At 50.0% G+C, this 25093-nt stretch carries 22 protein-coding genes and 1 tRNA gene; 12 read left to right on the top strand and 11 right to left on the bottom strand.

What is annotated here, in order from left to right; translation table 11 throughout:
- Positions 1-150 precede the first annotated feature (150 nt).
- Together speA and nudC are read left to right on the top strand one after the other, a co-directional pair.
- On the top strand, positions 151-2049 hold the full coding sequence (speA, locus tag ACKI61_RS08880) for a biosynthetic arginine decarboxylase (RefSeq protein ID WP_407457379.1): 1899 nt from the start codon (positions 151-153) through the stop codon (positions 2047-2049).
- Positions 2050-2052: 3 nt separating this feature from the next.
- On the top strand, positions 2053-2922 hold the full coding sequence (gene nudC / locus ACKI61_RS08875) for an NAD(+) diphosphatase (protein WP_407457378.1): 870 nt from the start codon (positions 2053-2055) through the stop codon (positions 2920-2922).
- A 50-nt stretch (positions 2923-2972) separates the two neighbouring features.
- Here nudC and ACKI61_RS08870 read toward each other — a convergent pair whose 3' ends face one another.
- Complete coding sequence (locus ACKI61_RS08870) at positions 2973-3554, bottom strand: hypothetical protein (RefSeq protein ID WP_407457377.1); 582 nt, start codon at positions 3552-3554, stop codon at positions 2973-2975.
- Between the two features lie 91 nt (positions 3555-3645).
- Here ACKI61_RS08870 and ACKI61_RS08865 point away from each other — a divergent pair.
- Positions 3646-3718, top strand: a tRNA-Gly gene (locus ACKI61_RS08865).
- A 394-nt stretch (positions 3719-4112) separates the two neighbouring features.
- Here the strand turns inward: ACKI61_RS08865 and ACKI61_RS08860 are convergent.
- The 5 genes from ACKI61_RS08860 to ACKI61_RS08840 all read right to left on the bottom strand — a co-directional run bounded on the left by ACKI61_RS08860 (position 4113) and on the right by ACKI61_RS08840 (position 7961).
- Positions 4113-4868, bottom strand: coding sequence for a DUF3298 domain-containing protein (locus ACKI61_RS08860; protein ID WP_407457376.1), 756 nt, complete (start codon positions 4866-4868; stop codon positions 4113-4115).
- Between the two features lie 60 nt (positions 4869-4928).
- Positions 4929-5873 carry an HAD-IIA family hydrolase gene (locus ACKI61_RS08855; protein WP_407457375.1) on the bottom strand — a complete coding sequence of 315 codons (945 nt, stop codon included), beginning with the start codon at positions 5871-5873 and terminating at the stop codon, positions 4929-4931.
- Between the two features lie 15 nt (positions 5874-5888).
- Entirely contained in the window at positions 5889-6533 is a 645-nt protein-coding gene (locus tag ACKI61_RS08850) for a hypothetical protein (protein ID WP_407457374.1), read from the bottom strand.
- Between the two features lie 49 nt (positions 6534-6582).
- Entirely contained in the window at positions 6583-7479 is an 897-nt protein-coding gene (locus tag ACKI61_RS08845) for an aspartoacylase (protein WP_407457373.1), read from the bottom strand.
- 68 nt (positions 7480-7547) lie between these two features.
- Positions 7548-7961: a hypothetical protein gene (locus tag ACKI61_RS08840; protein ID WP_407457372.1), complete on the bottom strand. Its 414-nt coding sequence runs from the start codon at positions 7959-7961 to the stop codon at positions 7548-7550.
- 321 nt (positions 7962-8282) lie between these two features.
- On the opposite strand from ACKI61_RS08840, the gene ACKI61_RS08835 reads away from it, so the two are divergent.
- Complete coding sequence (locus tag ACKI61_RS08835; protein WP_407457371.1) at positions 8283-9032, top strand: NERD domain-containing protein; 750 nt, start codon at positions 8283-8285, stop codon at positions 9030-9032.
- A gap of 23 nt (positions 9033-9055) precedes the next feature.
- Here the strand turns inward: ACKI61_RS08835 and ACKI61_RS08830 are convergent, their stop codons facing one another.
- Complete coding sequence (locus tag ACKI61_RS08830; protein WP_407457370.1) at positions 9056-9367, bottom strand: transcriptional regulator; 312 nt, start codon at positions 9365-9367, stop codon at positions 9056-9058.
- Positions 9368-9534: 167 nt separating this feature from the next.
- Here ACKI61_RS08830 and rhuM point away from each other — a divergent pair, with 167 nt between their 5' ends.
- From rhuM to ACKI61_RS08815, 3 genes are all read left to right on the top strand, one after another.
- Positions 9535-10521, top strand: coding sequence for a RhuM family protein (gene rhuM, locus ACKI61_RS08825; protein WP_407457369.1), 987 nt, complete (start codon positions 9535-9537; stop codon positions 10519-10521).
- An 85-nt stretch (positions 10522-10606) separates the two neighbouring features.
- Positions 10607-10975, top strand: a complete 369-nt coding sequence (locus ACKI61_RS08820; RefSeq protein WP_407457368.1) for a DUF1232 domain-containing protein — start codon at positions 10607-10609, stop codon at positions 10973-10975.
- Between the two features lie 255 nt (positions 10976-11230).
- The gene (locus ACKI61_RS08815; protein ID WP_072976800.1) at positions 11231-12805 is read left to right on the top strand and encodes a biotin attachment protein; all 1575 of its coding nucleotides are present in this window, start codon (positions 11231-11233) and stop codon (positions 12803-12805) included.
- Positions 12806-12923: 118 nt separating this feature from the next.
- On the opposite strand, the gene ACKI61_RS08810 is transcribed toward ACKI61_RS08815, so the two are convergent.
- From ACKI61_RS08810 to ACKI61_RS08795, 4 genes are all read right to left on the bottom strand, one after another.
- Positions 12924-13727 (bottom strand): hypothetical protein, encoded by an 804-nt coding sequence (locus ACKI61_RS08810; RefSeq protein ID WP_407457367.1) that lies wholly within the window; start codon positions 13725-13727, stop codon positions 12924-12926.
- Between the two features lie 72 nt (positions 13728-13799).
- Entirely contained in the window at positions 13800-16316 is a 2517-nt protein-coding gene (locus tag ACKI61_RS08805; protein ID WP_407457366.1) for a hypothetical protein, read from the bottom strand.
- Entirely contained in the window at positions 16316-17563 is a 1248-nt protein-coding gene (locus ACKI61_RS08800) for a hypothetical protein (protein WP_407457365.1), read from the bottom strand. Before ACKI61_RS08800 ends, ACKI61_RS08805 begins: the two co-directional genes overlap by 1 nt.
- A gap of 225 nt (positions 17564-17788) precedes the next feature.
- The gene (locus ACKI61_RS08795; RefSeq protein WP_407457364.1) at positions 17789-19003 is read right to left on the bottom strand and encodes a sensor histidine kinase; all 1215 of its coding nucleotides are present in this window, start codon (positions 19001-19003) and stop codon (positions 17789-17791) included.
- Positions 19004-19203: 200 nt separating this feature from the next.
- Between ACKI61_RS08795 and ACKI61_RS08790 the strand changes: the two genes are divergently transcribed.
- The 5 genes from ACKI61_RS08790 to gyrB all read left to right on the top strand — a co-directional run bounded on the left by ACKI61_RS08790 (position 19204) and on the right by gyrB (position 25092).
- On the top strand, positions 19204-20058 hold the full coding sequence (locus ACKI61_RS08790; protein ID WP_407457363.1) for an RNA polymerase sigma factor RpoD/SigA: 855 nt from the start codon (positions 19204-19206) through the stop codon (positions 20056-20058).
- A 118-nt stretch (positions 20059-20176) separates the two neighbouring features.
- Positions 20177-21979 (top strand): S41 family peptidase, encoded by a 1803-nt coding sequence (locus ACKI61_RS08785; RefSeq protein WP_407457362.1) that lies wholly within the window; start codon positions 20177-20179, stop codon positions 21977-21979.
- A 20-nt stretch (positions 21980-21999) separates the two neighbouring features.
- Complete coding sequence (locus ACKI61_RS08780; RefSeq protein WP_407457361.1) at positions 22000-22773, top strand: MlaE family ABC transporter permease; 774 nt, start codon at positions 22000-22002, stop codon at positions 22771-22773.
- Positions 22774-22778: 5 nt separating this feature from the next.
- On the top strand, positions 22779-23096 hold the full coding sequence (locus tag ACKI61_RS08775; RefSeq protein ID WP_407457360.1) for a DUF721 domain-containing protein: 318 nt from the start codon (positions 22779-22781) through the stop codon (positions 23094-23096).
- Between the two features lie 58 nt (positions 23097-23154).
- Entirely contained in the window at positions 23155-25092 is a 1938-nt protein-coding gene (gene gyrB / locus ACKI61_RS08770; RefSeq protein WP_407457359.1) for a DNA topoisomerase (ATP-hydrolyzing) subunit B, read from the top strand.
- Position 25093: the final 1 nt, after the last annotated feature.

Raw genomic sequence — 25093 nt, 5'->3', positions numbered from 1 at the left:
TACGGTCGCTTTGGGGTATGAGTTTTTTACTCGCGCCTTTGGCGCCTAACTTGAACCCAAAGGGAGCCCTGAAGCGAAGCATAAGGGCGACCGAGCTCACAGCTCAAAGGGCGAAGCCCGACCTCATAGCTACAATCCGAAGGATTGAACATGAAAAAATGGCGCATTGACGATTCCCGCGACTTGTACAACGTCAAGGGTTGGGGCGTGAACTTTTTCGACATCAACGAAAAGGGACATGCTACGGTTCACCCGCTCAAGGAAGGCGGTCCGGACATCGACCTGTACGACCTGGTGCAGGAACTTTCGCTCCGCGACGTCTCCACTCCGATGCTGCTTCGCTTCCCGGATATCCTGGACAGCCGCATCGAAAAGATCAACGAATGTTTCAACAAGTCTCGCACGGAATACGGCTTTAACGGGAGCTATTACAGCATCTTCCCGATCAAGGTGAACCAGCAACGCGCTGTCTTGGAAGAAATCGTTAGCCACGGTAAAAAGTACAACATCGGTCTCGAAGCCGGTTCCAAGCCGGAACTTCATGCGGTGCTCGCGAACATGGACAACCCGGATTCGCTGATTATCTGCAACGGCTATAAGGACGAGGACTTCATTGAACTTGCGCTTCTCGCCCAGAAGATGGGCAAGAAGATTTTCATCGTCGTCGAGAAGATGAACGAGCTCCACCTGGTGGTGGAACTTTCTCGCCGTATCGGCGTGCGTCCGAATATCGGAATACGCATCAAGCTGGCAAGTTCCGGCAGCGGCAAGTGGGAAGAATCCGGCGGTTACCACAGTAAGTTCGGCCTCAACAGTTCTGAACTGTTGGAAGCTCTAGACTACATCAAGCAAGAGAAGATGGAAGATTGCATGAAGCTCATCCACTTCCACTTGGGTAGCCAGATTACCAACATCCGCCACATCAAGAGCGGCCTTCGCGAAGTTTCGCAGTTCTACGTGCAAATTAAAAAGATGGGCATGGGCCTTGAATTTGTGGACGTAGGCGGCGGCCTCGGTGTCGATTACGACGGCACCCGCAGTTCCAACGCAAGTTCCGTGAACTACTCCATTCAGGAATATGCGAACGACGTGGTGTACGCCATGTTCGAAGCCTGCGAAAACGGCGGAGTCGAACACCCGAACATCATCGCGGAATCGGGCCGTGCACTCGCTGCACACCATTCCATTCTGGTGTTCAACGTGCTTGAAACGGCCGGCCAGGCGTTCTTCGACGAGAACACGCACGAGATTGACGACGACGCTCCCGATGCATTGAAGGACTTGTACGGCATCTACAAGGGACTTACCCCGAAGAACCTGCTGGAAAGCTGGCACGATGCCATTCAGTTGAACGACGATGTGCTCAACGGTTTCAAGGTGGGCGATTATGACTTGCCCACCCGTGCCATGTGCGAACGTCTGTTCTGGAGCATCGTGCGCAAGGTGGACCAACTTGCAAAAGACTTGCGCCATCCGCCTTATGAACTCAGCGAACTCCCGCGCCTCTTGGCGCAGAAGTATTTCTGCAACTTCAGTTTGTTCCAGAGTCTGCCGGACAGCTGGGGCGTGGACCAGGTTTTCCCGCTCATGCCTATCCAGCGCCTGAACGAGGAACCCACAGTCGAGACGACTATCCAGGATGTCACTTGCGACTCTGACGGTAAAATCGACATGTTCGTTCGCGGCGGCGACGTGAGCCGCACTCTCCCGTTGCATGAACTAAAGAATGGCGAACCGTACTACATTGCGGTCTACCTCGTGGGCGCCTACCAGGAAATTCTCGGCGATTTGCACAACCTCTTCGGCGACACGAACGCCGTCCACATTGTCTGCAACGACAAGGGCGGCTACGAAATCGACAAGGTGATTGACGGTGAATCCGTTGAAGACGTGCTCGACTACGTGAACTTCAGCGACAAGGCCCTTGTGCGCACCATGGAAAACTGGGTGTCTCGCTCCGTGAAGGAAGGCAAGATTACCCTGCAAGAAGGCAAGGAATTCTTGAACATCTACCGTGGCGGCCTGTACGGTTACACGTATCTGGAATAAATCGTGATTCACGAGATTCTGCCCCATAAGTTGAGCAACGAGTTCCGGGTTCAAGACCCGAAACCGACGGATTTTTTGATTCGTTACAATGGATCCAAGACGCTTCTCAAAAAAAATGACGAAGGCTACGTCATCCCGCAAGTCGGAGAACTCCTCGCTGTCGAAGGCAAAACGCTCGCCGACTTCGAAGGTCATTACCTTTTCAGCATCGATGACACGGCGTTTTTCCTAGATGACAGTCTTGCCGGCAAGACGGACTCGGCAGCAAGTGCCGCCCCCGAAGGATTCGAGTTCATGGGCAATCGAACCTTCCGCGGAATGAATCCGGTAGAACGCATGGGCGGCGCCACCGCTGCTCACATCGCCCACTGGGAATCCTTGAACAAGTTCTGCGGCAAATGCGGGAATGTGACCATTCGCGGCGACCACGAACGTTCCATCATTTGCCCCAAATGCGGCAACATCGTTTACCCGAGAATTTCACCCGTGGTCATCGTTGCTGTGCGAAACGGCGATAAGCTCCTGATGGCGCACAACATCGACAATCCGAACCCGAGGCTGTTCCTGATTTCAGGATTCGTAGAAATTGGCGAAAGCCTGGAGCAGGCCGTACACCGCGAAGTCATGGAAGAAGCGGGCCTCCGCGTGAAAAACATCCGTTACTTCGGTTCGCAGCCGTGGCCCTTCAGCGACTCCCTCATCGCAGGCTTTACCGCAGAACTCGACGGTGACGACACCATCCACATGCAAAAGGAAGAACTTTCCGAAGCCCTGTGGGTGAAGCGCGAAGACATCCCCGAATACGAAACCGATGTCAGCATCAGCTGCTGCCTCATCGAAAACTTCCGCCGCGGTTTTACGATTAACCCTTAATGTCTTCCCGGACTTGGTCCGAAACAGACTCTTTTACCAAAAAAAGGCAATCACTTTTTACTTGTATCCGCCGGAGCCGCAGCAGGTTCCGGCTTCGGAGCAAGCATCACGAACAAGGTGTCGTGTACTACGACCGTATCGCGCACGTACACCGTATCCGGTTTGCAAACGGCCACCGCAGTGGAATCAGCCAATGCGATCTCTGCACCAGATGAAGATTCCGCAACGGTAGATGATACCGCAGCCTGCGAAGAGGAAGACTTTGCTGCTGCCGAAGAGGACAATGCGACCACCGAGGAAGACTTGCCTTTATTTTTTTCCTCCGCTTCGATCTTTTTCAGCAAGGCCTCGCGGTCCTGCTTCAGCTGAGCCAGTTCCTTCTTATAGCGGTCCTTATTCATCGGACGACGTTCACGGGCGTACTTACCCTCGACGCGGTTGATTTTCCGGTCTAGCTCCCGCAGTTCATCGTACAGGGGGCCTTCGCCTTCTACCGACGATGACGGGCTGAAGAACTCCACAAACTTTGTCCACATGGACTTTTCTTCGGCATGAATCAGCGGCACGGCGATAAACAAGGCGCAGCCAACAGCAACAGAACGACTTAAACGAGAAATGCGAGAATAAGGCATACTCCAATGATAGAAAAAACAAGCAAAAGAACATACCCCAAGAGCGAAACCCCTTTACAAACGGCGCAATTTTTCTAAATTAACGCCAAACGCGGGAGTAGCTCAGTTGGTAGAGCGCGACCTTCCCAAGGTCGATGTCGAGGGTTCGAAACCCTTTTCCCGCTCTAAAATAAAAGATCAGGTCAAAGACCTGGTCTTTTATTTTAAAAAGCACGGGAAAGGGGATGAAGCCGAGTCGAGGGTTCGACTAAATTCTTTTGTGGGCGCAAGCCCGTGAAAAGAATTTAGGACTTACTGCGCAAGCAGTAAGCCCGAAGGGCGGCAAGCCAGCCGCGTAAGCGGAGACTGGCGAAGCTGTCAAACCCTTTCCCAACTCATTAACAAGTGTATCGAGCATTGAGCCCGAAGGTTTTAATCGCAACCTTGCGTCAGCAAGGAATATTGTGAGTTAACAAACCCTTTTGACGCCTACGGCGTCCACGGCTTCACTCGGTTATAAAATTATGCAAGCATAATTTTGCAACACTCGTTTTGCACGTTTTCCCCGCCTCCAGCAACTTATTTCGTAAATTCCGGCAGGATTTCGTAGAATTTTTTCGTAAACATCCCGCGGAACCGTTCATACGGCAAAATCAACACGACATTGCCGCACGCACCACAATTGACCGCATAAGTATGCCACTGAAAAGCGATTCCCTCCGAAGTCGGGAAAATCCAGTCAAAATCAGAGAAGCCCAGTTTCACACCGCAATCGTGTTGATTACTCGGTTCCGTCCGTGCCAATTCCCTCACATAGCGAATCATCGCACTCTTGGGAAACGCAAAAATATCGTGATACAGCAAAGGACGGGACTCCCCCTTCAACAAAACAAATGTCGGCGAATTATACCAACCATGCGCGGCCACCAACGCGTACCCCGAAGACCGAATTTCGTATGCAATCGTACTCTTCGTCTGCGACCTATAGACAATCCAAGTCGAATCATAGCTACTTCCCAACACAGACGCATCTTCAACCTCAAAATTGGCTTTCAGACTTTCGTCATTTTCGGCAACACATTCAAGGCAATTCTTCGCTGGATTCCTGCCACTTCGGATATGGCCGTTACAGGATACCTCAGAATCAATCCAGTCACGAATTGGCTCCACGACAAAAGACGGGCCACTAACCGGATAATCTATCGACAAGTAAGCCAAATGATGATTGCATCGAGCTCCGGCTGTCCATCGTTTCACGACGACAGAATCGCGGAATCCGCCGGCGCAAGCAAAAGCAACCAACAAAAAAATTAGGAGTAAAGAAATCTTTTTCACAGCGACCTCTTATCCATTATCGTTTCAAAGGCCCTTTTTGTAAAAAAGAAATGTAAAAAATCACAAATACCAGTCCGGTCTAATCCCTAAAGCCTTTTCATCCGCCTCAAGTTCATCCACAGGCACATTCCGGCCCACCACCAGGGCGCAGTCAAACCCAGCCACACGAGCCCCTAGCACATCCGTACCCAAGGTATCGCCCACCATCAGCACGCGCGAACCTTCAGGCAAGCTCCGCTTGACCTTTTCCCAAATCGCCGGGAACGGCTTGCCTAAATAATAAGTTTCGCAACCCGCACCCCCATTTGCCTCGCACATGGAATCGCGGCGCAACCTTTCGCTGAGCTCGCCCGATACCGGTTCGCGAACCGTCACACCATTTTCATCTGGAATCTTCGGCGCCCACGCATCGGAATTCAACACCAAGAGCATCGAGCCCGGCCGCCTTAAAATTTTTACCGCTTGTTCGTATGTTTCAGGCGTATCCTTCGCCGACGAAATCGCCACAATCGGTTCCACAGGTTCTGCCGCCGGAGCTACCGCCTTAATGCCACAACTTTCAAGCACATGCTTTCCCGTTTCACGCCCGATGTAGTAGACTTCGCTCAAAGCCTTGCCACAACCGCGCAATTCCGTGCACAAATCCTTGAGCAGGCTCCCCGAAGAAATCGTCTCGGCCTCGCTAAACGCGAAGCCTCGCTTGCCCGCATCGGCCGCAAGCACCGAATCCACATCGGAGGCCGCATTCGTAATCAGGCGCATCTCCTTGCCCGCGGCGCGCAGCATTGTATACCAATCCAGCGCGCCCTCGTAAACAAAGCCCCCGCGGTTATAAAGCGTGCCATAACCGTCAAAGCAGAACGCATCGTAACGGTCCAGCAAATCTTCCATGTGCGTGTAGCGCGGCGCAGGTGACTCGCCCCCTGCGAGCACACTCGTTCCCACACCCTGCGATTCAATAATTTGCCTATACCGCAGGTAGATTTCCGTTTCGAATTGGGTCATTGATTCAAACGCCGCCTAGCAGCGGCTATTCAGAATCCCGTAGTCGCGGCCTTCCACCGGAATCACGAGCTGCAACTTCGAAAGCACATCGATATGCTTGTCGAATTCGGCCTTAAAATCTTCGCCGAGCTCCTCTTCGTCATCGTGATTCAAGTTGTAGGCAATGTAGCTGCCGTCCGGGAAAATCGAAATGCAGCAATCCCACGTGATGTCACCTTCCTGCTCCTCTTCGTCGTCTTCGCGATCCTTGCTTTCAAGCATCAGCATCGGGCGCGGAGCCGGAATCGCTTCGGCGTGGCCATTTTCAAAAATGAAGTAGTTGCGGCTCACCAGTTCGTGTTCAAGCGCCATCGTCGAAGGCGTGCGTTCAAACTCGTTGCGCAGCCTGCGAATGTTACCCAAGTCGTCTTCGTACGGGTCCTGGAAATCCTGCGGCAGCACCACCTGGTAGTAGTCGAATTCCTTTCCGCTCTTGGCGTAAGTTTCCTGCCATTCCTGCGGCGGTTCTGGACGAAGCGTCAAGAAATCCTCGAATGCATCCAGAATTTCGAACAACCTAGAATCCCAGGGTTCGTTCTTCTGGTTCTGCACCAAGTCCATGAAATTCTTCAGACGTTCTTCACCCGAAATTTCCTTCAATTCTTCATTTTCTTCACTCATAAAGCTCTTCTTTTTTGGATTGCTTCGCGTTGCTCGCAATGACGTTACTCTACCATTGTTCAACAGTTTTTGTGGTCAGGCTCATCGCGATATCCTTTTCGTAGTACGCAGGCTCGCTAATGAAAATCGGATACACCGGACTTTCGCCATGGTACAAAATATCTTCGCCGTCGAATGTGCGGAACAGTTTGTCGCCATCCTTGAGTTCGCGATAATCGCGCCCCATCAAATCCGGATGAATCATCGCCTGGATTGGTCCACCGCCCTGCGGCTTGGGGTAACCCAAATCCTTGAACTGCGTGTAAACATCCACCTTGATTGGCGCCCTTTTCTGCAATTCGCCGCGGTTCCATTCCTCGGCAAGCTCCAGGTAGCGCTTCACAAGGCGTTCCGTTTCCTCGAAAATCACGGCATCCAGCGTTCCATGCTGCTGCGGGCCAATTTCGATGCACACATCCGCCTTCGCCACCGTTCCAAAATACGGCGAAGCGGAGCGTTCTTCGGGCTGGTAATAAATCCAAGCATCCTTGAATTCTTGCGTCAGCACCGCCGAAGCGCGCATCGTAAACGGGTCGCGCGCCGAAAGAATCAGGCAATAGCCCATGTTTGAGCCCGTGTTGTGCACATCCAGAAGCAGGTCCGTCTTGGTGGCGGCCCCCTTCGGGCCATACAAAGCATTCAGTTCCTTAGCTCGACGGAACTCGTACTGCTGCGGCTCCACCGTCACATCTAAGCAAGTCTGCGAAAAAGCGCGATTCAAGTCATGATCGCGATAGCGGCGATTCAGGCGCACCGCTTCGGGGTTAGCAAGCACCAAATCCACCTTGGCGCTACAGAGCGAATTATAACACTCCGGGTGTTCCATCCATTTCTGAACAAGGCGAACCCCAGTCCGTTCGTTACCGTGGGTACCACCTGCAACGACTATGGTATTTATCAAACTCATACCCATAATATAGAAAATCCCCGCTTGCGCAGGGATTATTCTACGGATTAAACACCTCCATGGTTAAATCAGTTTTCGCCATTATGCATTTCAGTCTGTTCGCGATCAATCGTGTAAGTCAAGTATTCTCTAAAGTCACGGTCAATCGTAACCCCTTCGAAATCCTCGACATTATCAATATGAACATCGAATACCGACTGATTGTCAATCCATGCCTGGATATTGAACTCGTCGAAAGTGACCGTTTTATCACCCGGGCCTTGCGCCACATATTCGAGTTTTGATTTCGCGACCCACCCCTGACCGCAACTTCCCTTCACAAGAACCTCCGTATCGGAATCCTTGAGAATCGTCAGTTCGTCATTGAAGTGAGCGGTGCAGACAACCGCGCCACCACCTTTCTGAGCTGTGACATCGATGTCCCCCAACTTTGACTTAACCTTCCTGGCAGCGAAAGAGGTCGATACCAGAACGGCTAGCATTACAAACAACATTATTTTTACGCTTTTCATGATGGACCTCCGTGTTATCGGGGCAACCAACCGCCCCACCTCCAAGATACAAACCACCCCATTCGCCAAACCAGCGAATGTAAACATTTTTATAGTCCAAGTTGGAATACCCCCGCGTCATTGCGAGCGCTCCGCGCGAAGCAATCTACAGCACATTCCGTCACAAATGTCTTCCCCGGCCTAGAGCCGGGATCTCCTTTAACCGCATGAAATTGTACACATGCATTCCTTTTCAAGAATTATTAAGTTATATTCAAAAGAAAGCAATTCAAAAATTTTAGGATTAGTAAAATGGGAAAGAAATTTCGCACACATGTTCAAGGAGAATCTCTCCAAAAGAAAATCGATGCCGATTATGAGAATTATTTCACCATTTGGGGAATGTTTATTGCATTCTTTATTTTAACTCTGTTCATTTGGCTTTTCTATTTCAAACTCTTGGAAATAACTTTGGCAATGGCCATAATGTTTTCTGTATTTACAGGAATATTTCTCATCTACGGCATTCGCAAGTCCATCAAACTATTAAGGCATATTCGTAATTGCTATAAAGGAATGGAAGGCGAAAGGCTAGTCGGAGAAACGCTGAACAAATTAAGCAACGATTCCGTTAGAGTTTTCCATGACATTTGCGGCGATTGTTTCAATGTAGACCATCTTATTATTAGCACGAAAGGAATTTTCACTATTGAAACAAAACATTACGACCGAAAGAAGGGATATAAGTTTTTATTTCAAAACGGCAAATTAATGTTTAACGGTCATCAGTGTGCAACACTTTTAAACCAAATGGACGGTGAAGCCAATTTCATTCATGAAAAATTGAACGCACTTTGTGGACGCGACTACCCCATTCAGAAAGTAGCAATTATCATCGGCGCTTACATTGAAAACCCTCAAAATGAATTTTCCAATTATTGGATTTTAAATGAAAATAGTTTCCCAAAGTTTTTTGCAAATACAAAAGAAAGTCTTACCATTGACGAAGTCCGCTCAATAGCAAACCAGATCAGAGAATGGATAAAAGTCTCCGTTGACTAAACATTTTGATCCGAAGCTGTACATCAATCCGCAAGAACTTTCATCAATTCTTTCTTGTTCGCGCCCAAGGCAAAGAACATTTTGATCATCAGTTCTAGAGAAACACTAGAATCAGCATGTTCCACCTTAGCATATCGAGACTGGCTTGTCTTTGCCAAAATTGCAGCGGAAACCTGTGTTTCGCCACAAGCCTTTCGTTTTGCAACCAAAGCCTTCGCCAAGGCTACTTTCATCTCAACAATAGCCATTTCGGCTGGATTCAGGCCAAGGTATTCATCCACATCACCGACTTTCCAGCCTTTCTTCTGCAATTTTTCTTTTTTCGCCTTTTCCATACACGAATCCTTATCATCTCAAATATATATCAGATTTGACATAAAGTCAAGGGATAGAGTCACCACGCCCCCACCTTTGTAAATCATTGTAAAATTTCGTCCTAAAAAGGCTTCAATAGTCCGAAAAAAGCGTGTATAGTATATATGCACCTCAAAAAAGGACTACTATGAGTATAAGAAAAGATACGCCGAATCCGCTAGTTTCTGCCGGCGAAATCGTACTTTACCAACCCGAAGGCGAAGTAAAACTGGAAGTGCACGTTGAAAACGAAACCGTATGGCTTACACAGGCGCAGATGGCTGAGTTGTTTCAGAAAAATCAATCAGTTATTGCCAGACACATTCAAAACGCTATTTCAGAAGGAGAAATCACCAAAGAAGGTAATATGCAAATTTTGCATAATACTCTCTCCAAGTATAAGCCAACGACCATCTATTCTTTAGATGTCATTATTTCTGTCGGTTATAGGGTAAAATCAGCAAATGGTGTAAAATTTCGTCGTTGGGCAAATCAGGTTCTCAAGGACCATTTGCTCAAGGGCTACAGCCTCAATCGTCGGATGCTCGCAGCCGGAATGCAGGTTGAAAGCCGTTTTCAAGAGCAAGAAAAAAAGCTGGAGTCACAAAATGCAGAAATCGCCGAAATGAAGGTTTCGGTTGAATCGCAAAACGCCCGCATCAGAGCTGTCGAAAATCACATTGATTTCTTCGTGAAGGCCGCACAACTTCCAAGTGGCGGTATTATTGCCCCAAACACAAGATTCAACGGCTACGTGCTGATCGCAGACCTTGTGAAATCAGCAAGACGATCTATCGTTTTTATTGACCCATATGCAGACATTAGTGCATTGAAGTTTACCGCAATGAAAGCGGAAGGCGTTGCCGCCACCATTTACTCCGCACGGATTTCGCACCAATTCAAGGAGGAGGCTGCGCTATACAAAAAACAGCATCCAGAATTTGATTTAAAGACCATGCGAGTTATTCACGACCGATTTTTGCTTGTAGATGATATGGTTTACCATTTCGGGGCTAGTTTCAAGGATATGGGTGCGGAATTTTCGGCTTATAGTGTTCTGAACTTCGTGACCCCTGAAGAAGTTATCGAAAAAGTTATGCAGACGACAAAGGAATCTTCTGCAAAGGGGTTTTAGGGGAGCCCCTAGCCCTTTGATCCATTTTACTGCATTAAGTTTTTGCATGAAAATCTCAATCGGCAAATTTATTATATTAAACACCATGGCAAAAGATGAAGACAAGATCGAGGAAGTTGAAGTTCACGAAATTCACCGGGAAGATGTTCCAGTGGAAGAAAATTCTTCGAACATGAAAAAGGCTTTGGCGGTGTTGCTGATGCTTGCTGCCTTGGCTTACGACGCCTCTCCGATAGACTTCATTCCAGACGTTCCCATCATAGGTTGGATTGATGATGCGGGCCTTACGCTCGCAGCAGGCATCAACCTGATTCAACAGTTTATCGGAAACCAGAACGCAAGCCTGGTAAAGCTCCTAAAATACGCCAAGTGGACCTTCGTCTCGATGGTCGCCATAGCCGTTTTGCTGCTAGGCGGTCTAATCGCCCTCATCGTGAATTTGGTCGCCGGATAAATCAAACAACCCTTTACGGTTCCATTGCAGAATCAATGCAAGGAATCTTTTCAGATTCAAGGTAGTCAATGATTTCGTCCAGGGTCATTAGCGAATCCTCAAAAAAACATCATTTTCTCGCTTTTTGCCTAAAAGCCTTTTTTCAGCTATCCTCTAACCACTAATCACCAATCACCAACCACTACTTTTTCTATCTTTCCCCCCGTATTTTATTGTACAGTAAAAACCAGGGATTTATCCCATAGGAAGACACAAATGAAAAAGATCAAGTTCCAGGACACCTCGTTCCGCGATGGTTTCCAATCTATTTTCGGTGCCCGTGTGTTCGCCAAGGACTTTATGCCCGCGGTCGAAGCTGCCGTGAAGGCAGGCATCACCCACTTTGAAGCTGGTGGCGGCGCCCGTTTCCAGGCCCTGTACCAGAACTGCGGCGAAGACGCTTTCGACATGATGGACGAATTCCGCCGCGTAGTCGGCCCGAACATCCGCCTGCAGACCCTCGCCCGCGGTATCAACGTGGTGGCCCTCGCTCCGCAGCCGCGCGACATGATCAAGCTCCATGCCGACATGTTCAAGAAGCATGGCATGACCCGTATTCGTAACTTCGACGCCCTCAACGACGTGAACAACCTCATCTACTCCGGCAAGTGCATTACCGACGCCGGTCTGGAACACGAAGTCGTCGTGACCATGATGGAACTTCCTCCGGGATGCGACCTCAACGCCGCCCACAACCCGGAATTCTACGAACGCATCCTCCGCAACATCTTGGACGCAGGTGTTCCGTTCGCTTCCGTCTGCTTCAAGGACGCTTCCGGTACGACGAACCCGACCAAGGTGTACGAGACCTTCAAGCGCGCCCGCAAGCTCCTCGGTGACAAGGTGGAACTCCGCATTCACAGCCATGACACCTGCGGTACCGGTGTGGCCCAGTACAAGGCCGCTATCGAAGGTGGCGCCGATGGCGTCGACCTCGGCCGCAAGCCGCTTTCCGGCGGTACGGCTCAGCCCGACCTGTTCTCCATGTTCCACGCCCTCAAGGGTACGGAATACAAGCTCGCCCTCGGTGAAGACAGCATCGTCGACGATCACATTCCGGAACTCATGGAAGCCAACAACGTCGCCGTCGAATGCCTCAAGGACTACAACTTCCCGCCTGAAGCCCGTCAGATTACCACCGACGTGATCTTCAGCCCCATGCCGGGTGGCGCTCTTACCGCCAACACCCTCATGATGCGCGAAACCAAGACCTTCCACCTGTTCCCGAAGGTTATCGAGAACATGAGTGAATGCGTCCGCCGTGGCGGCTTTGCTTCTTCTGTGACGCCGGTTTCTCAGTTCTACTTCCAGCAGGCTTACATGAACACCCTGAACCAGGCCGCAGGCCGCGGTACTTGGTTCAAGATGACCGAAGGCTACGGCAAGATGCTCCTCGGTTACCAGGGCAAGACTCCTTGCGAACCGGATCCGGAACTCGTGAAGATCGCTGCCGACCAGTTCAACATGAAGCCGTTCAAGGAAGCCTATCCGGGCGTCCAGTGCGCAGAAGAAATTCTCGAACCGGGCATTCCGAAGGCCAAGGCTCTCCTCGAAGAAAATGGTTTGCCGGTTACCGACGAAACCATCTTCATCACGGGCTGCCTCCAGACGAAGGCTGGCAACAAGGGTATCGAGTTCCTCAAGGGCAACCGCCACATTGGCGTTCCCAAGAAGGACCCGAACGCTGCTCCGGCAGTGGACACCAAGAACATGAAGGCCGGCGCCGCAAGCACCTACCGCATCGCTCTTGGCAACCAGAGCTGGGACGTGCAGGTTCAGACCCTCAAGTAATTTGTTTTAGACAAATTATAAAGAGCCTCCGGCATCACGCCGGGGCTCTTTTTTCATAGATTGCGTTTACCACGTCTTGCTCGAGGCGGACTCGCCTTAAATCTTCGCAATGATGCAGTTAAAAAACGAAGTTCTTGCCTGCGTAAACGGTCCACTCCATCAAGCTATTGTTAGCACCGCCGACAAAGAATCCTGTCGGATGTGCATAGGTAAGCTTGAGTGAAGAGGTCCAGTCGTCCATACCACCTTTGTGCAGGATGTCGTATTCAAGAACAATGTTGCCATTAGAAGCATTTTGTCCGAAATTGAAACCAAACCACCAGGCGGTCATAAAGCCAAAGTCGTTCTTTCCATCGATATCGTCCACCCATTCAACATCGTCCAACGCAGAACGGATGTCATCATGATCCGACGCACCCTGGAAGAACTGAAGGCCAGCACCCATACCGATAATGACCGAAGACGTACTGACATCAGCACCGACAAGTATCCTTTCTTGTATATTCCAGAACGAATACTGTTCACGTCCTTCTTCCGTCTCTAGCCAGGATATATACTTTTTGTCAAAAGTACTCCCCTTGTCGCAACCGTATTCATCGTCGCAGCTAAACTTCAGCGAACCACCAAAGCCCCCTACAGCAGCGTTCAAAAAGAACGGAGCCATTTTTCCGGACCAGCGGTACGTCAGGCCGAGGCTTCCGCCACCAGCATCAAGATTGCTCACATTATAAGCATCATCCGTATGTCCCCAAAAACCAGTTGCTGTCAGAGACATTTCTGATGCGGTGTCGGCAGGCGCTCTATGCGTTAACGGGGCCGGCATCAGAGTCGCACCCATAGAACGAGCGGAGGGTTCAAGGCAACCTGTTAGCAGCACCGAAGTGGCGGCAACAAGAGCTACCGAAACAATTTGATTTTTCATTTTATCTCCTACACAAAATGAAGTGATACCCTTTGCGAGGGCACCCAACCACTCGCTCTAAAGATACATTATTTAATACAAAGAAACCGACTTGACGATGCATTTTTCACTGGCAGCATCGCTCTGCATTGTCAGCCTGAACGCTGCGAACTTATTCTGCGGTGTCATGGATACATCGACAATCTTCGAAAGCGGGATTTCCACCTTCATAAAGTTGCCCGATTTAGCCCCACCTCTCAAGGAAACGGCACCCTTCTTGAAGGAATCGAAGTACACTTTCGTCTTTTGGCATGTGCCCGGCCAGTAAACCACGCTCAGACCCGAAAAACCATCCATGCTCTTCATTCCGGAAAAATCAAAATGGAACCCGCTAGCCACCTTCGCAAAGTTCGATTCAAGACCAGAGCCAAGAGCGTCCGAATAAGTCGAAAGAGATGTTTCTTCGGTCCAGCCATAGGTTTTATAATTCGAATTCGGGAAAATGTTCTTTGATACCTTTTCGCCTGACATCGCATTTCCATCAATGGCATGCACCAGCCTAGGTTCTTTCACAGATACAGATGCTCCATCTGAATTTAGCACCAGGCGGAACCACCTGTAAGACTGAAGGACTTCTTTGCTAAAGGGTAATTTCCACCTTGCCGTAAAGCGATTCCCATCCAAGGGAACATCCACTTCCTGCAACTGGACCTGACCCGCCCCGTTCTTTCCCTTCAACAGTAAAAGTTCCGCCTTCATCCAATTTCCCTTAGCCTTATTGACCTTGATGTCGATTTCAAAGGTACTATTTTCAGGAATGTCGCCCCCATTGTCGAAACTGGCGACACGTTGCCAACCCGCCGGCACATCAAAGTTGAGCCAACGCGAAAGGAGCGCAGGAGTCACAGAATAATCAAACGATGCATAAGCCAAATTTTTCCTTTGCAGGTTTCCACTGTTCTTCAGCAAAAACGGCATCTTGGACTGGTCCATGCAATTTGTCCCCGGAGTAAACAGGGATGCAAGATTTTCATTTCGGTATTCTCTTTTTTCGCCATCAAAGTCGACATTGGCAAGTTCACAAAGGATTCGCCACATGTCAACGCGGAAACCGTTTATCACAACGGAATCTTTGTGTCTGTCATTCGATTCCGGCAGTTCGATATGCCTGCCGCTAATCGGTTCGGAATAGCGCGGATGGGTCGGATCCACCGCATACACCGCATTCGCAGAGCTTCGGGCACCAGGATTCGTAAAGGGAAAATTCTGTGAATTTTGCGTGAACGCACAATAGCCTCTAATAGCTAGATTTCCGCTGCATTTCATATCCATAGCGCTTGCCGTAGGAATGAAGGTACTGTTCTTTTGCAACAGTACATCCTTTTCCCAGGCCGTAGACAGAGAAATCGACGCGCCTAATACATGAGTTTTCATACCACTTGGCATGGCGTCTTCAAAGCCAGATTTTAGGCTCTGATACATAGTTTCCGCGAAGGGATAGGTACTGCCCTGAATGAAATCGTATCGGGAGTCTCCCTTGTTTTTCATCTCATTATCACCGCCAGCCTCGTAGACTCGGTTTCGGGCAATCTGCTCGACCGTTCCATTGTTGGAACGCATCTCACTGACAGCACGCCCCAGCAATATGCCCGCCTTCTTGGCAGAACGATTCAACTCAAAATAAGTATCGAAATGTTTAGGCGCACCGCCCTTCAGCTGTCCCTGAGCAACCAACACCGAAGGAAATCCCTTATATTCGGCAGCACTACGATAAGCCCCGAACAGGAACCTGTCGCTGGTGGCCTTTACCTTGTATTCATAGATGTCATAGACAGCCCGCCCCACTTTCTCGCCTTCGTACAAAAGCAGTTCACTTGCGCCCGAGCCGTTCAGCAAATCCTTGAACGCTTCTGCTGCAGACGAGCCGCCCGCCGTCGACCAAAAATCAATGGTGTAATACAGAGATAGCGGCAAGACAGCTCCCTGGTGTGGCGAATCTAGCGACGCGTACAGACGAATCGGAGCATCTGTCTGTTTATTTCTATGGGTATCGTACAGGTATGACCCATAACGGCCCAATACACCGCCCTGGCTTATGCCCATCACCACCATGCCATCTTCGATCTTGTTTGAAAACCCGATAAGCTTATTTTCATTGATGAACTGAAGAAGTTTGTAAAAATAGGAAGCATTCTTCTCCAACGGTCTACGAACCGTTTCGGAGAACTGTACCAGAACAGGCGTATAGCCGAGTTCCACAAGGACATCCATGATGCCTAGACGGTTTGCCTCATCTTCCAGTTCAGAAAGCGTGCGGACCCCTTCTGTACTTAGGTAAATACCATCCAAGATAAAGAACGGCCTTTTCACAGCAATTCGGAACCGACTTGAAAGGTCTTCTGCAGGTTCAAAAATACGGATTCGAACGGCATCCCTGAAACTGGTAAATCCACAGGCTCTAGCCTGAGCGTTTAAAGGAGCCTTATTCGCAGGAGTACGGGCAACACAAAGGCCACCATTAAACAAGCTCTCCTGAAAATAGAAGTCGCTATAGGCCGCAAACGAACACACCATAGCCATCAATACAGAAAGGCATATCTTCTTAATCATTACCTCACCTCCACGAAAAGATTCTGGTTTACCGTCAGGCCACCTTCAGTCAGGCGAACCTGAATTTTTTGGACACCGGCAGATTCAAATTCCAGTTCCAGGGACGAACCCACATTCAAAACATTCCACCTTCCTGCGGAATAGATTTCCACCTTAGGCAATGTGCTCCGGTTTGTACTCACGAAATACGGATCGTAGAACACCTTAAGACGAGCCCCTTTCACCCAGCTAATAGGCAGACCCGCAAGGAGTGCTCGGGATTTCTGAATCATGGTCTTTTGACAAGACGAATCTGCGCACGCCCTATAGGCAAAATCCACATTGCCGACAAGTAGGGGCGTAAGACGGTTATCCGTCGAAGCCGCAAAAGACTCCGCTTCATAAAAAAGCGATTTCGGGTTCGCAATCAAGCTATCCTGCAACCGGTTCCGTTCAACAAGGAACATACTGCGGAACCAGCCTTCTCGGGATTGTTTGGGCGACATGGAACTCGAATTGACGAAATTGTTAATTCGCTCAAACTCGTCGATGTTCAAGACAAAACCCATCTGTGTAGAATCCTTCAACTTCAGGCGGACATCATCTGCATAGGCGGCCGATGTTACCGGGAAGGTTTCGTCAACAAACTTTCCTTTGCGGTATGCTTTGGACGGATTCATGTCTTCAAACGGATAATCAAACGACTCAATGAAATCGTCCGCAGATTCGTTTTCCGCCACTTGCACACAACTCAGCAAGACATCGTCCACAAACAAGGTGGTGTATTGATGCGCAGGCACATCAAACAAGCCGATACCGAGTTTTTCAACGCTCCTTGGAGAATTTCCGAGCAATTCGTTGACAGGGACATTTAGCGCATAGGTTCGGTTCGCATCGAGTTCGAAGAACTTGACGCCACTATTTCCAAATGTTCCCGCAACCCAAACACCGAACTTGGCCTTTTGCGTCGAACGCACCTTGATGTTCACATTCCCGCCCTGGACGGTGGCAGGCAAGTTGTTCAGGGAAAGCAGCCCCGTCCAGTCCCCCGCCTTGTCCTTCATGCCAGACCAGCGAATGTAAGGCGGGGTAAGCGCCTCCATTTCGCCCCAGTTCGCGCTCCATTCCGGCGCCTCCGGGAACGTCATCGATTCCATTTTTCCTACTTCACCGTTTTTATACAGCGAGACTTCGTTACAGACCTGTGCAAAACTCGACAGGGACAATACGGTCCCCACCAAGGCTGCACACCTTGTTATCCTATTCATCGATAGGACCTCCAATTGATTGATTTTTGTTGTCAGACAGGCGTTCGCAAGCCGACGAAATCTATTAAGCCATATAAGAAAGGAGCACTAAAACAAAAAAAGATACACCCGTAGCTTACAGATGTATCTAAAAACTATTTTATTGCTCCACCAAGAATTATAGATAAAGAAAAACTTCCTGTAAAGAGATTTGCTCAAACTTTTCAAAAAAAGTGTATACAGCGTTTACACGGAGTCTTTTTTCAATTCCACAGTCAGTTCCGTTTTGTATATGCCACCTTCTACGCTAGCATCGTAGCGGTAACGGCCACTATACATAAGTTCTAGGCGTTTCTTGAAGGTCGAAAGCCCAAGCCCGCTCGCATTCGGTTTTGCCTTGCGCGGGAAATTACTGTTCTCGCTCACAAAGCTAAGTTTATCGCCTTGCTGCACAATCTTAATATGAGCAAAGCTCTTGCCGTCTGGATTCACGCAGTGTTTCATCGCATTTTCCATCAAGGGCATCATCAACAAGGGTTCCACCAGACAATCCGGATTTTCAAGTTCGTATTCAAACCTGAAATCAAAGGAGTCGTCATGTCTCAACTTTTCTAATTCCGCATACTTTTCCAAAATACCCACATCTTCTTTAAGCGAAATATACTTGTCGCCAGTCTGGTAAAGCATTACGCGAATCAATTGCGAAAGTTTCGTCATACTTGTTTCGGCAAGGCCAGGGTCTATACGAATCAAGCTAGTAATATTGTTCAAGGTATTGAACAAGAAATGCGGCGATAGCTGGTTCTTCAAGAATTTTAATTCATATTCCAATGTTGAGCGTTTCTTTTCGCGCAATATAAAAGCCCTGATAATTTGTCTCGTAAACATCGAAATCAAGATACACACAAAGCAGATGAGCGCAAGAGCTATCAGGAACACGAGCACCGTCCATACGGAAAAATGTCCACGCCCGGCCCCCGCACTAAAGCAATAGTTGCTAAAGAATTCAACGATGCCTTCTCCCGCCTTGCGTTGCAGCAGGAAATAGAACACCTCGCGCCCAAGCAACGAAAAGAAAAGCAACAGGGCATTGCCGACAAAAAACACCACATAGCGCTTTCTAAAGAAACACTTAGGAACAAGATAACGCTGGTTTACCAAGAAGGTCAAGAAAGTGGCCAAAAGCGGCAAGTAGTAGACTGCAAGGTTGATAAACGACACCGGAGTCATCGGATATGTCGGATCCAGCAACAATATTAGCGGAAACAACAGAATAAACATCCAAATGAGAATCATCAGCGCAAAAGTCGGAATCGGATACTGCGTGTCGTTCTCATCGCCCACGATTTCGATCAATTCCCGCTCATTTTTCTCGAATTGAGCCTCTTGAAGTTCCGCTAAACGTTCATAATTGCGGCGTAAAAAGGCCCTAAGGGCGGATTTTGCATACTTTGTCGTCATTTTATCCTCTTGCAGTCACAAAAATAGCCCTTATTTGGGCAAAAAAAAGGGCTTCATGACAAAAATATGACAAAAGTGCCTTTTTCCTTGACGAAATTCGCAAATAACTTTTGCAAAGACCTGCGTAATCTGTGACACTTCAAAATGAAAACGGAGGTAAATTTAGAAACGTAAACGAAACCATAAACAGCGAGGCTGATATGACAAAGAATACACACGTTCGCGACGACAGGGATGTTTATTTCCAGTACCTGAACGATATTTCTAAATATCCGCTGCTCACCAAGGAACAAGAAAAGGTCTTGCTCCAGAAGATTCGTGAAGGTAGCCGCGAAGCTATGGACATGCTTATCAAGGGCAACCTCCGTTTTGTAGTGAATATTGCAAACCTTTACAAAGGTCAGGGGCTCGATGTAAACGAGCTCATCAACGAAGGCAATATGGGACTTATCGAAGCCGCACGCCGCTTTGACCACTCCCAGAAAATCAAGTTCATCAGCTACGCCGTTTGGTGGGTTCGTCAGAACATCACACGCGCCATCGCTGAACGCGGGCGCCTAGTACGCATCAGCGCCGAAAAGGAACTCGTGCTCCGCCGCTTTGCCAAAAAGGGTGGCACTATGCACCAGGTTGTAGGCGGCGGCCTCATGCTTGACCCGAAAAGTCTCGAAGGCGTTTCCAAGTACAAGGCTAACGACATCGAAAAGATCCTGATGATGGGCAACAAGTCCGCATCGCTCGACGCACCCGTTGGCGAAGACGGCGAAATGACTCTCGGCGACACCATTGCGGCAACAGAATTCCGCACCGACGACCTCGCTGAAAAGAACAACAGAAGCAAGCTTTTCAACAAGGCAATGGACAACAGCCTTTCCGAACAGGAAAAGGAAATCATCAAGCTCTATTTCGGTTTCAAGATGGATTCCGAGCTGAACCTGAAGGAAATCGCCCCGATGGTAGGCCTTTCCAAGGAACGCACGCGTCAGCTCAAGGATTCCGCCCTTGAAAAGCTCCGTAACGAGCAGCTCGCGAGAGTCCTGAACGACGCGGCATAAGCCCCGAACCTTTTTTAGTCTTTTTTTCTCTCTCCTTAATATTAAAAACCGGTCCTTTTCGACCGGTTTTTTCCGTTTTTTGCCCAACATAGAACAATTGAAATTGTATTTTTAGGGCATGAAATTTAAAATGCCGAATTATCGTCTGATTTTTGCAACGACGCTTGCCGCCTTGAGCCTTGCAAGCACCCCCTTTGCCGCACCCGAAAAGAAAGCCGCCCCGGGCGACTTCTATAACGAAGTATCACGCCTGAACAAAGTGCTTTCCGAAGTCAACCGCAAGTACGTGGAAGACGTGGATCCGACCGAACTGACCGACGCTGCCCTGAACGGCATCCGCAACATTCTGGACCCACACACGACCGTTTTCTCCCCGAAGGATTACGAAAGTCTGAAGGTTTCGATGGAAGGCAAGTTCGGTGGCGTAGGCATTACCATTAGCCTCCGCGACAACATTCTGACCGTGATTTCACCCTTGTCCGGCACTCCGGCCTTCCGTCTCGGCATCCGCGCAGGTGACCGCATCCGTAAAATCGACGGCAAGGACACCAAGGGGCTCACCCTCGACGAAGCCGTGAACAAGCTCCGCGGAAAAATCGGCACCGACGTGACCGTTTCTATCGAGCGCGAAGGGGTGCCCGACCTGATGGACTTCACCATCACGCGTGCCGAAATCGTCGTGCACGCCGTTCCCTACTATGGCATGGTCTCTAAGGATATCGGCTACATCAAGCTCGCAACCTTTAGCGACAAGACCACCAGCGATGTGGAAAACGCACTCAAGAGCCTCCAGAAGCAGGGCATGAAGAAAATCATTCTCGACATGCGCTACAATCCGGGCGGACTTTTGAACCAAGCTATTGAAATCAGCGAACTGTTCCTGAAGCAGGGAAACGTGATCGTTAGCACCCGCGGACGCACGCAGAAGACCGAAAGCCACGCCCGCAGGAACGGCATCGTGAAGCCCGATGTTCCCATGGTGGTGCTTTTGAACCAAGGATCTGCGAGTGCCGCCGAAATTGTTGCGGGCGCTCTCCAGGACTGGGACCGCGCCCTGATCATCGGTAAGACATCTTTCGGTAAGGGATCCGTACAGACGATTTTCCCGCTCGATAACCAGGGTAACGCCCTGAAGCTCACCACGGCATTCTACTACCTGCCGTTCGGACGCTGCATCAACAAGCCCGAAAACGGCATCAAGGGTCTGAAGCTCTTGGAAGAGGAATACGCAGAAAGCGAAGGCGACGATACCAAGGCTGACACGACGAACAAGGACACGGCCAAGGTTGACACCTTCTACACCCACAACGGACGCATGATGTTTGGCAGCGGCGGTATTTCTCCCGACGTCGAAGTGGAACTTTCCCCGATGCCCTGGGTCGTGCAGGTGCAGGAACGCATGGCGATGTATTTCAAGTTTGCAGTCAAGATTCGCCCCGACCTTGAAAAGAACAATGTGAAAATCGACGCCAACTGGGAAGTCCCCGACAGCTTGTTCACGCAGTTCCGTGACTTCTGCATGAAGGACACGAACTTTACCAAGGTGAAGAGCAACGCACTGGTAGGCGTAGACCAACTCGAAAAGAGCATTATCCGCGAACAGAACTACATGGGCGACAGTGCAACAACAGTCACCGACACAGCACTTGCTCAGCGCATCGCCGACATGCGCAACGCCCTTGAAAGCAACCGCAACGCCCAGTTCGACGAGAACAAGCAGTACATCAAGGACGGCATCAAGCGCGAACTTTTGACAGCCTTCATCAACGATTCCGTAAGCACCGCTTTCTCCTTGAAGCAGGACAAGCAGCTGAACGAAGCCATCAAGTACCTGAGCGACATGAGCCTTTACAAGAAGGCCATTAGCGCACCGGACAAGAAGGCCGCCAAGAAAGCAAACAAGGATTCCAAGAAAAAGTAGGTGAATCCTTGATTACCGTGATGAACAAAATTGCAGAAAGTCTGGGTAAATTTATCCGGAAATTTCTGCGTACGGTAGTAAGCTATTTCCATTTTGTTTGGATGCTGTTCAAGAGCCTTCCCGGTGCAATCAGCAACCTGCACACAACCGTCGAACAGATGCAGCACGTGGGGCTTACCAGCATTCCCGTGGTGGTGGCGGCGTCCTTGGCGACAGGCGCCATTATGGCATGGCAGCTCGCCTACCAGTTTGCAGACATCATTCCACTCATGTTTGTGGGCATGGCAGTCGGCAAGTCGGTGATGGTGGAACTGTGCCCCATCCTTACGGCAATGGTGCTTGCGGGCCGCATCGGGGCCTCCATGTGTTCGGAACTGGGCACCATGGCGGTAACCGAGCAGCTCGACGCCTACAAGGTTCTTGGACTCAGCCCCTACAAGTTTTTGCTTGCACCGCGCCTGATAGCGACAGTCATTATGTTGCCCACACTCACCATCATCAGTATCTTCATCGGTATTGTCGGCGGTTACGAAGTCGCACACCTCTACAAGGACGTTTCCTTTGCCGTGTTCTTCTACGGAGTTCGCATGTTCTACCAGAACTGGGACCTGGTGGTGGGACTTATCAAGGCCACGCTCTACGGCTACTTTATTGCAAGCTACGCCTGCTTCTTCGGCTTTTACACCCATAGCGGCGCCGAAGGTGTCGGCAAGAGCACCAAGGCAACCGTGGTGGCCGGCATGACAAGCATTTTGATTGGTGGATTCGTTCTGTCGAAGCTATTGTTGCTTTAATTTTTATGCCATTCAAGCGCAGAAAAAAAGCAATCTGTGAAAAACACCCCGAAGACATCGGAGTACTGTTGCAGATGGTTCTGGACAAGAACCACATCACCGATGAAATGGAGCTAAAATCGCTTACAGACGGACTAGAAATCATCGTGGGTCCACTCATTTTGCCCCATGTCAAAATCGAGCGTTTGAACAAGGGAATTTTGACGCTAAAGAGCGATAGTTCCGCCTGGAAACAGGAACTTTTTTTGCAAAAAAAAGCTATTATTGCAAAGTGTAATTTATTGCTCGGAAAGCCTGTCGTGAAGAACATCCTTTTCGTTTAGGAAGTTCACCGGCAAAGTTTCTGGCACAAGGTTTTAGAAGAAGAAAAATAGGTTGAAAATGGCAGAAGAATCCGAAGAAATGAAAAAGGCCGAAGAAGCCTACAGCGGCGAAAGCATTACTGTCTTGGAAGGCCTCGAAGCAGTGCGTGTGCGTCCGGCCATGTACATCGGCTCGACCGACATTCGCGGTCTCCACCACCTGGTTTGGGAAGTGGTCGACAACTCCGTGGACGAAGCGCTCGCCGGATTCTGCTCCCATATCGAAATTTCCATTTTGCCGGGCAACGGCATCCGCGTGACCGACAACGGCCGTGGCATTCCGACCGATATTCACCCCAAGGAAAAGGTGGGCACCATTCAGGTCGTGATGACCAAGTTGCACGCCGGTGGTAAGTTCAACAACAGCTCCTACAAGGTCTCTGCGGGCCTCCACGGCGTGGGCGTGAGCTGCGTGAACGCCCTTTCCAACAAGTTGATTGTTACCGTGCGCCGCAACGGTCGCGTGGTTCAGCAGGAATTTTCTAGAGGCGTTCCGTGCGGTCCGCAAGTGGACCTCGGCGAAAGCGACGGTACGACCGGTACATCCGTTGAATTCTATCCGGATGACACCATCTTTAGCGAGACCGTCTATGTGTACGATACTCTCGCCACGCGTTTCCGTGAACTCGCCTTCCTCATGAGCGGTCTCCGTCTGACCCTTACCGACGAACGTACCGAAGAAAAGCACAGCGAAACTTTCTGCTACCCCGGTGGCGTCTCGGAATTCGTGCGCTTTGTGGACGAGCACCGCACCCCGCTGTTCCAGGAACCAATCCACCTGGTACTCCCCGACGGCCAGTATCCGCTGGAAGTCGCCATGTGGTACAACGACGGCTACCAGGAAAACTTCTTTAGCTTTGTGAACAACGTGAACACCTACGACGGCGGCACCCACGTGACGGGCTTCAAGACAGCCCTTACTCGCGTCATTAGCAAGTTCGCACAGGAAATGCCCAAGGGCAAGAAAGATATCACCATTACTTCTGACGATATCCGCGAAGGCCTCACCGCCGTGATCGCCATTAAGGTGTCGCAGCCGCAGTTCGAAGGCCAGACCAAGCGCAAGCTCGGCAACTCCGAAATTGCAGGCTATGTGGCATCTGCATTCGGTGCAAAGCTCGAAGAATACTTCCAGGAAAATCCGGCCGCAGTCAAGATTATCTTGGACAAGGTCTACAACGCCGCCGTGGCCCGCGAAGCGGCCCACAAGGCACGCACCCTCGCCCGCCGCAAGAACGTTCTCGAAAGCGGTGGACTTCCGGGCAAGCTCGCCGACTGTTCCAGCCGCGACCCCAAAGAATGCGAACTGTTCATCGTGGAAGGTGACTCTGCAGGTGGTTCTGCAAAGATGGGCCGTAACCGCGAGTTCCAGGCCATTCTCCCCCTGCGTGGTAAGATTCTGAACGTGGAAAAGGCAAGCCTCCACCGCGTGCTCGATACCGAAGAAATCCAGAACCTGGTGAACGCCATCGGTTGCGGGCTCGGCACCGAATGCAAGCTCGAAAAGCTGCGCTACAACAAAATCGTCATCATGACCGATGCTGATGTGGACGGCTCTCACATTCAGACTTTGCTCCTCACCTTCTTCTTCCGCTACATGCGCCCGCTCATCGACGAAGGTCACGTGTTCCTCGCCATGCCGCCCCTGTTCAAGCTCAAGGTCGGCACCAAGGACACTTACCTGTTCGACGAAACCGCCAAGGACGAAGCCATGGCGAAGCTCGAAGACAAGAAGAACGTGACCATCAGCCGATTCAAAGGTTTGGGCGAAATGTCTCCGGAACAGCTTTCCGAAACAACGATGGACCCGGCAAAACGCTTCCTCAAGCAGTGCTACGTGGAAGACGCCGTGGCCGCCGACCAGATTTTCAGCATGCTCATGGGCGAAGACGTGGAACCGCGCCGCAAGTTCATTGAATCTAACGCTTACAAGGTCCTGGACGACCTGGATATTTAAT

Origin of the sequence: Fibrobacter sp., assembly GCF_045601785.1 — a bacterium.
Lineage (GTDB): Bacteria > Fibrobacterota > Fibrobacteria > Fibrobacterales > Fibrobacteraceae > Fibrobacter.
Note: the sequence above shows the minus strand (reverse complement) of the source record. Positions and strands in the feature narration are given on the sequence as shown.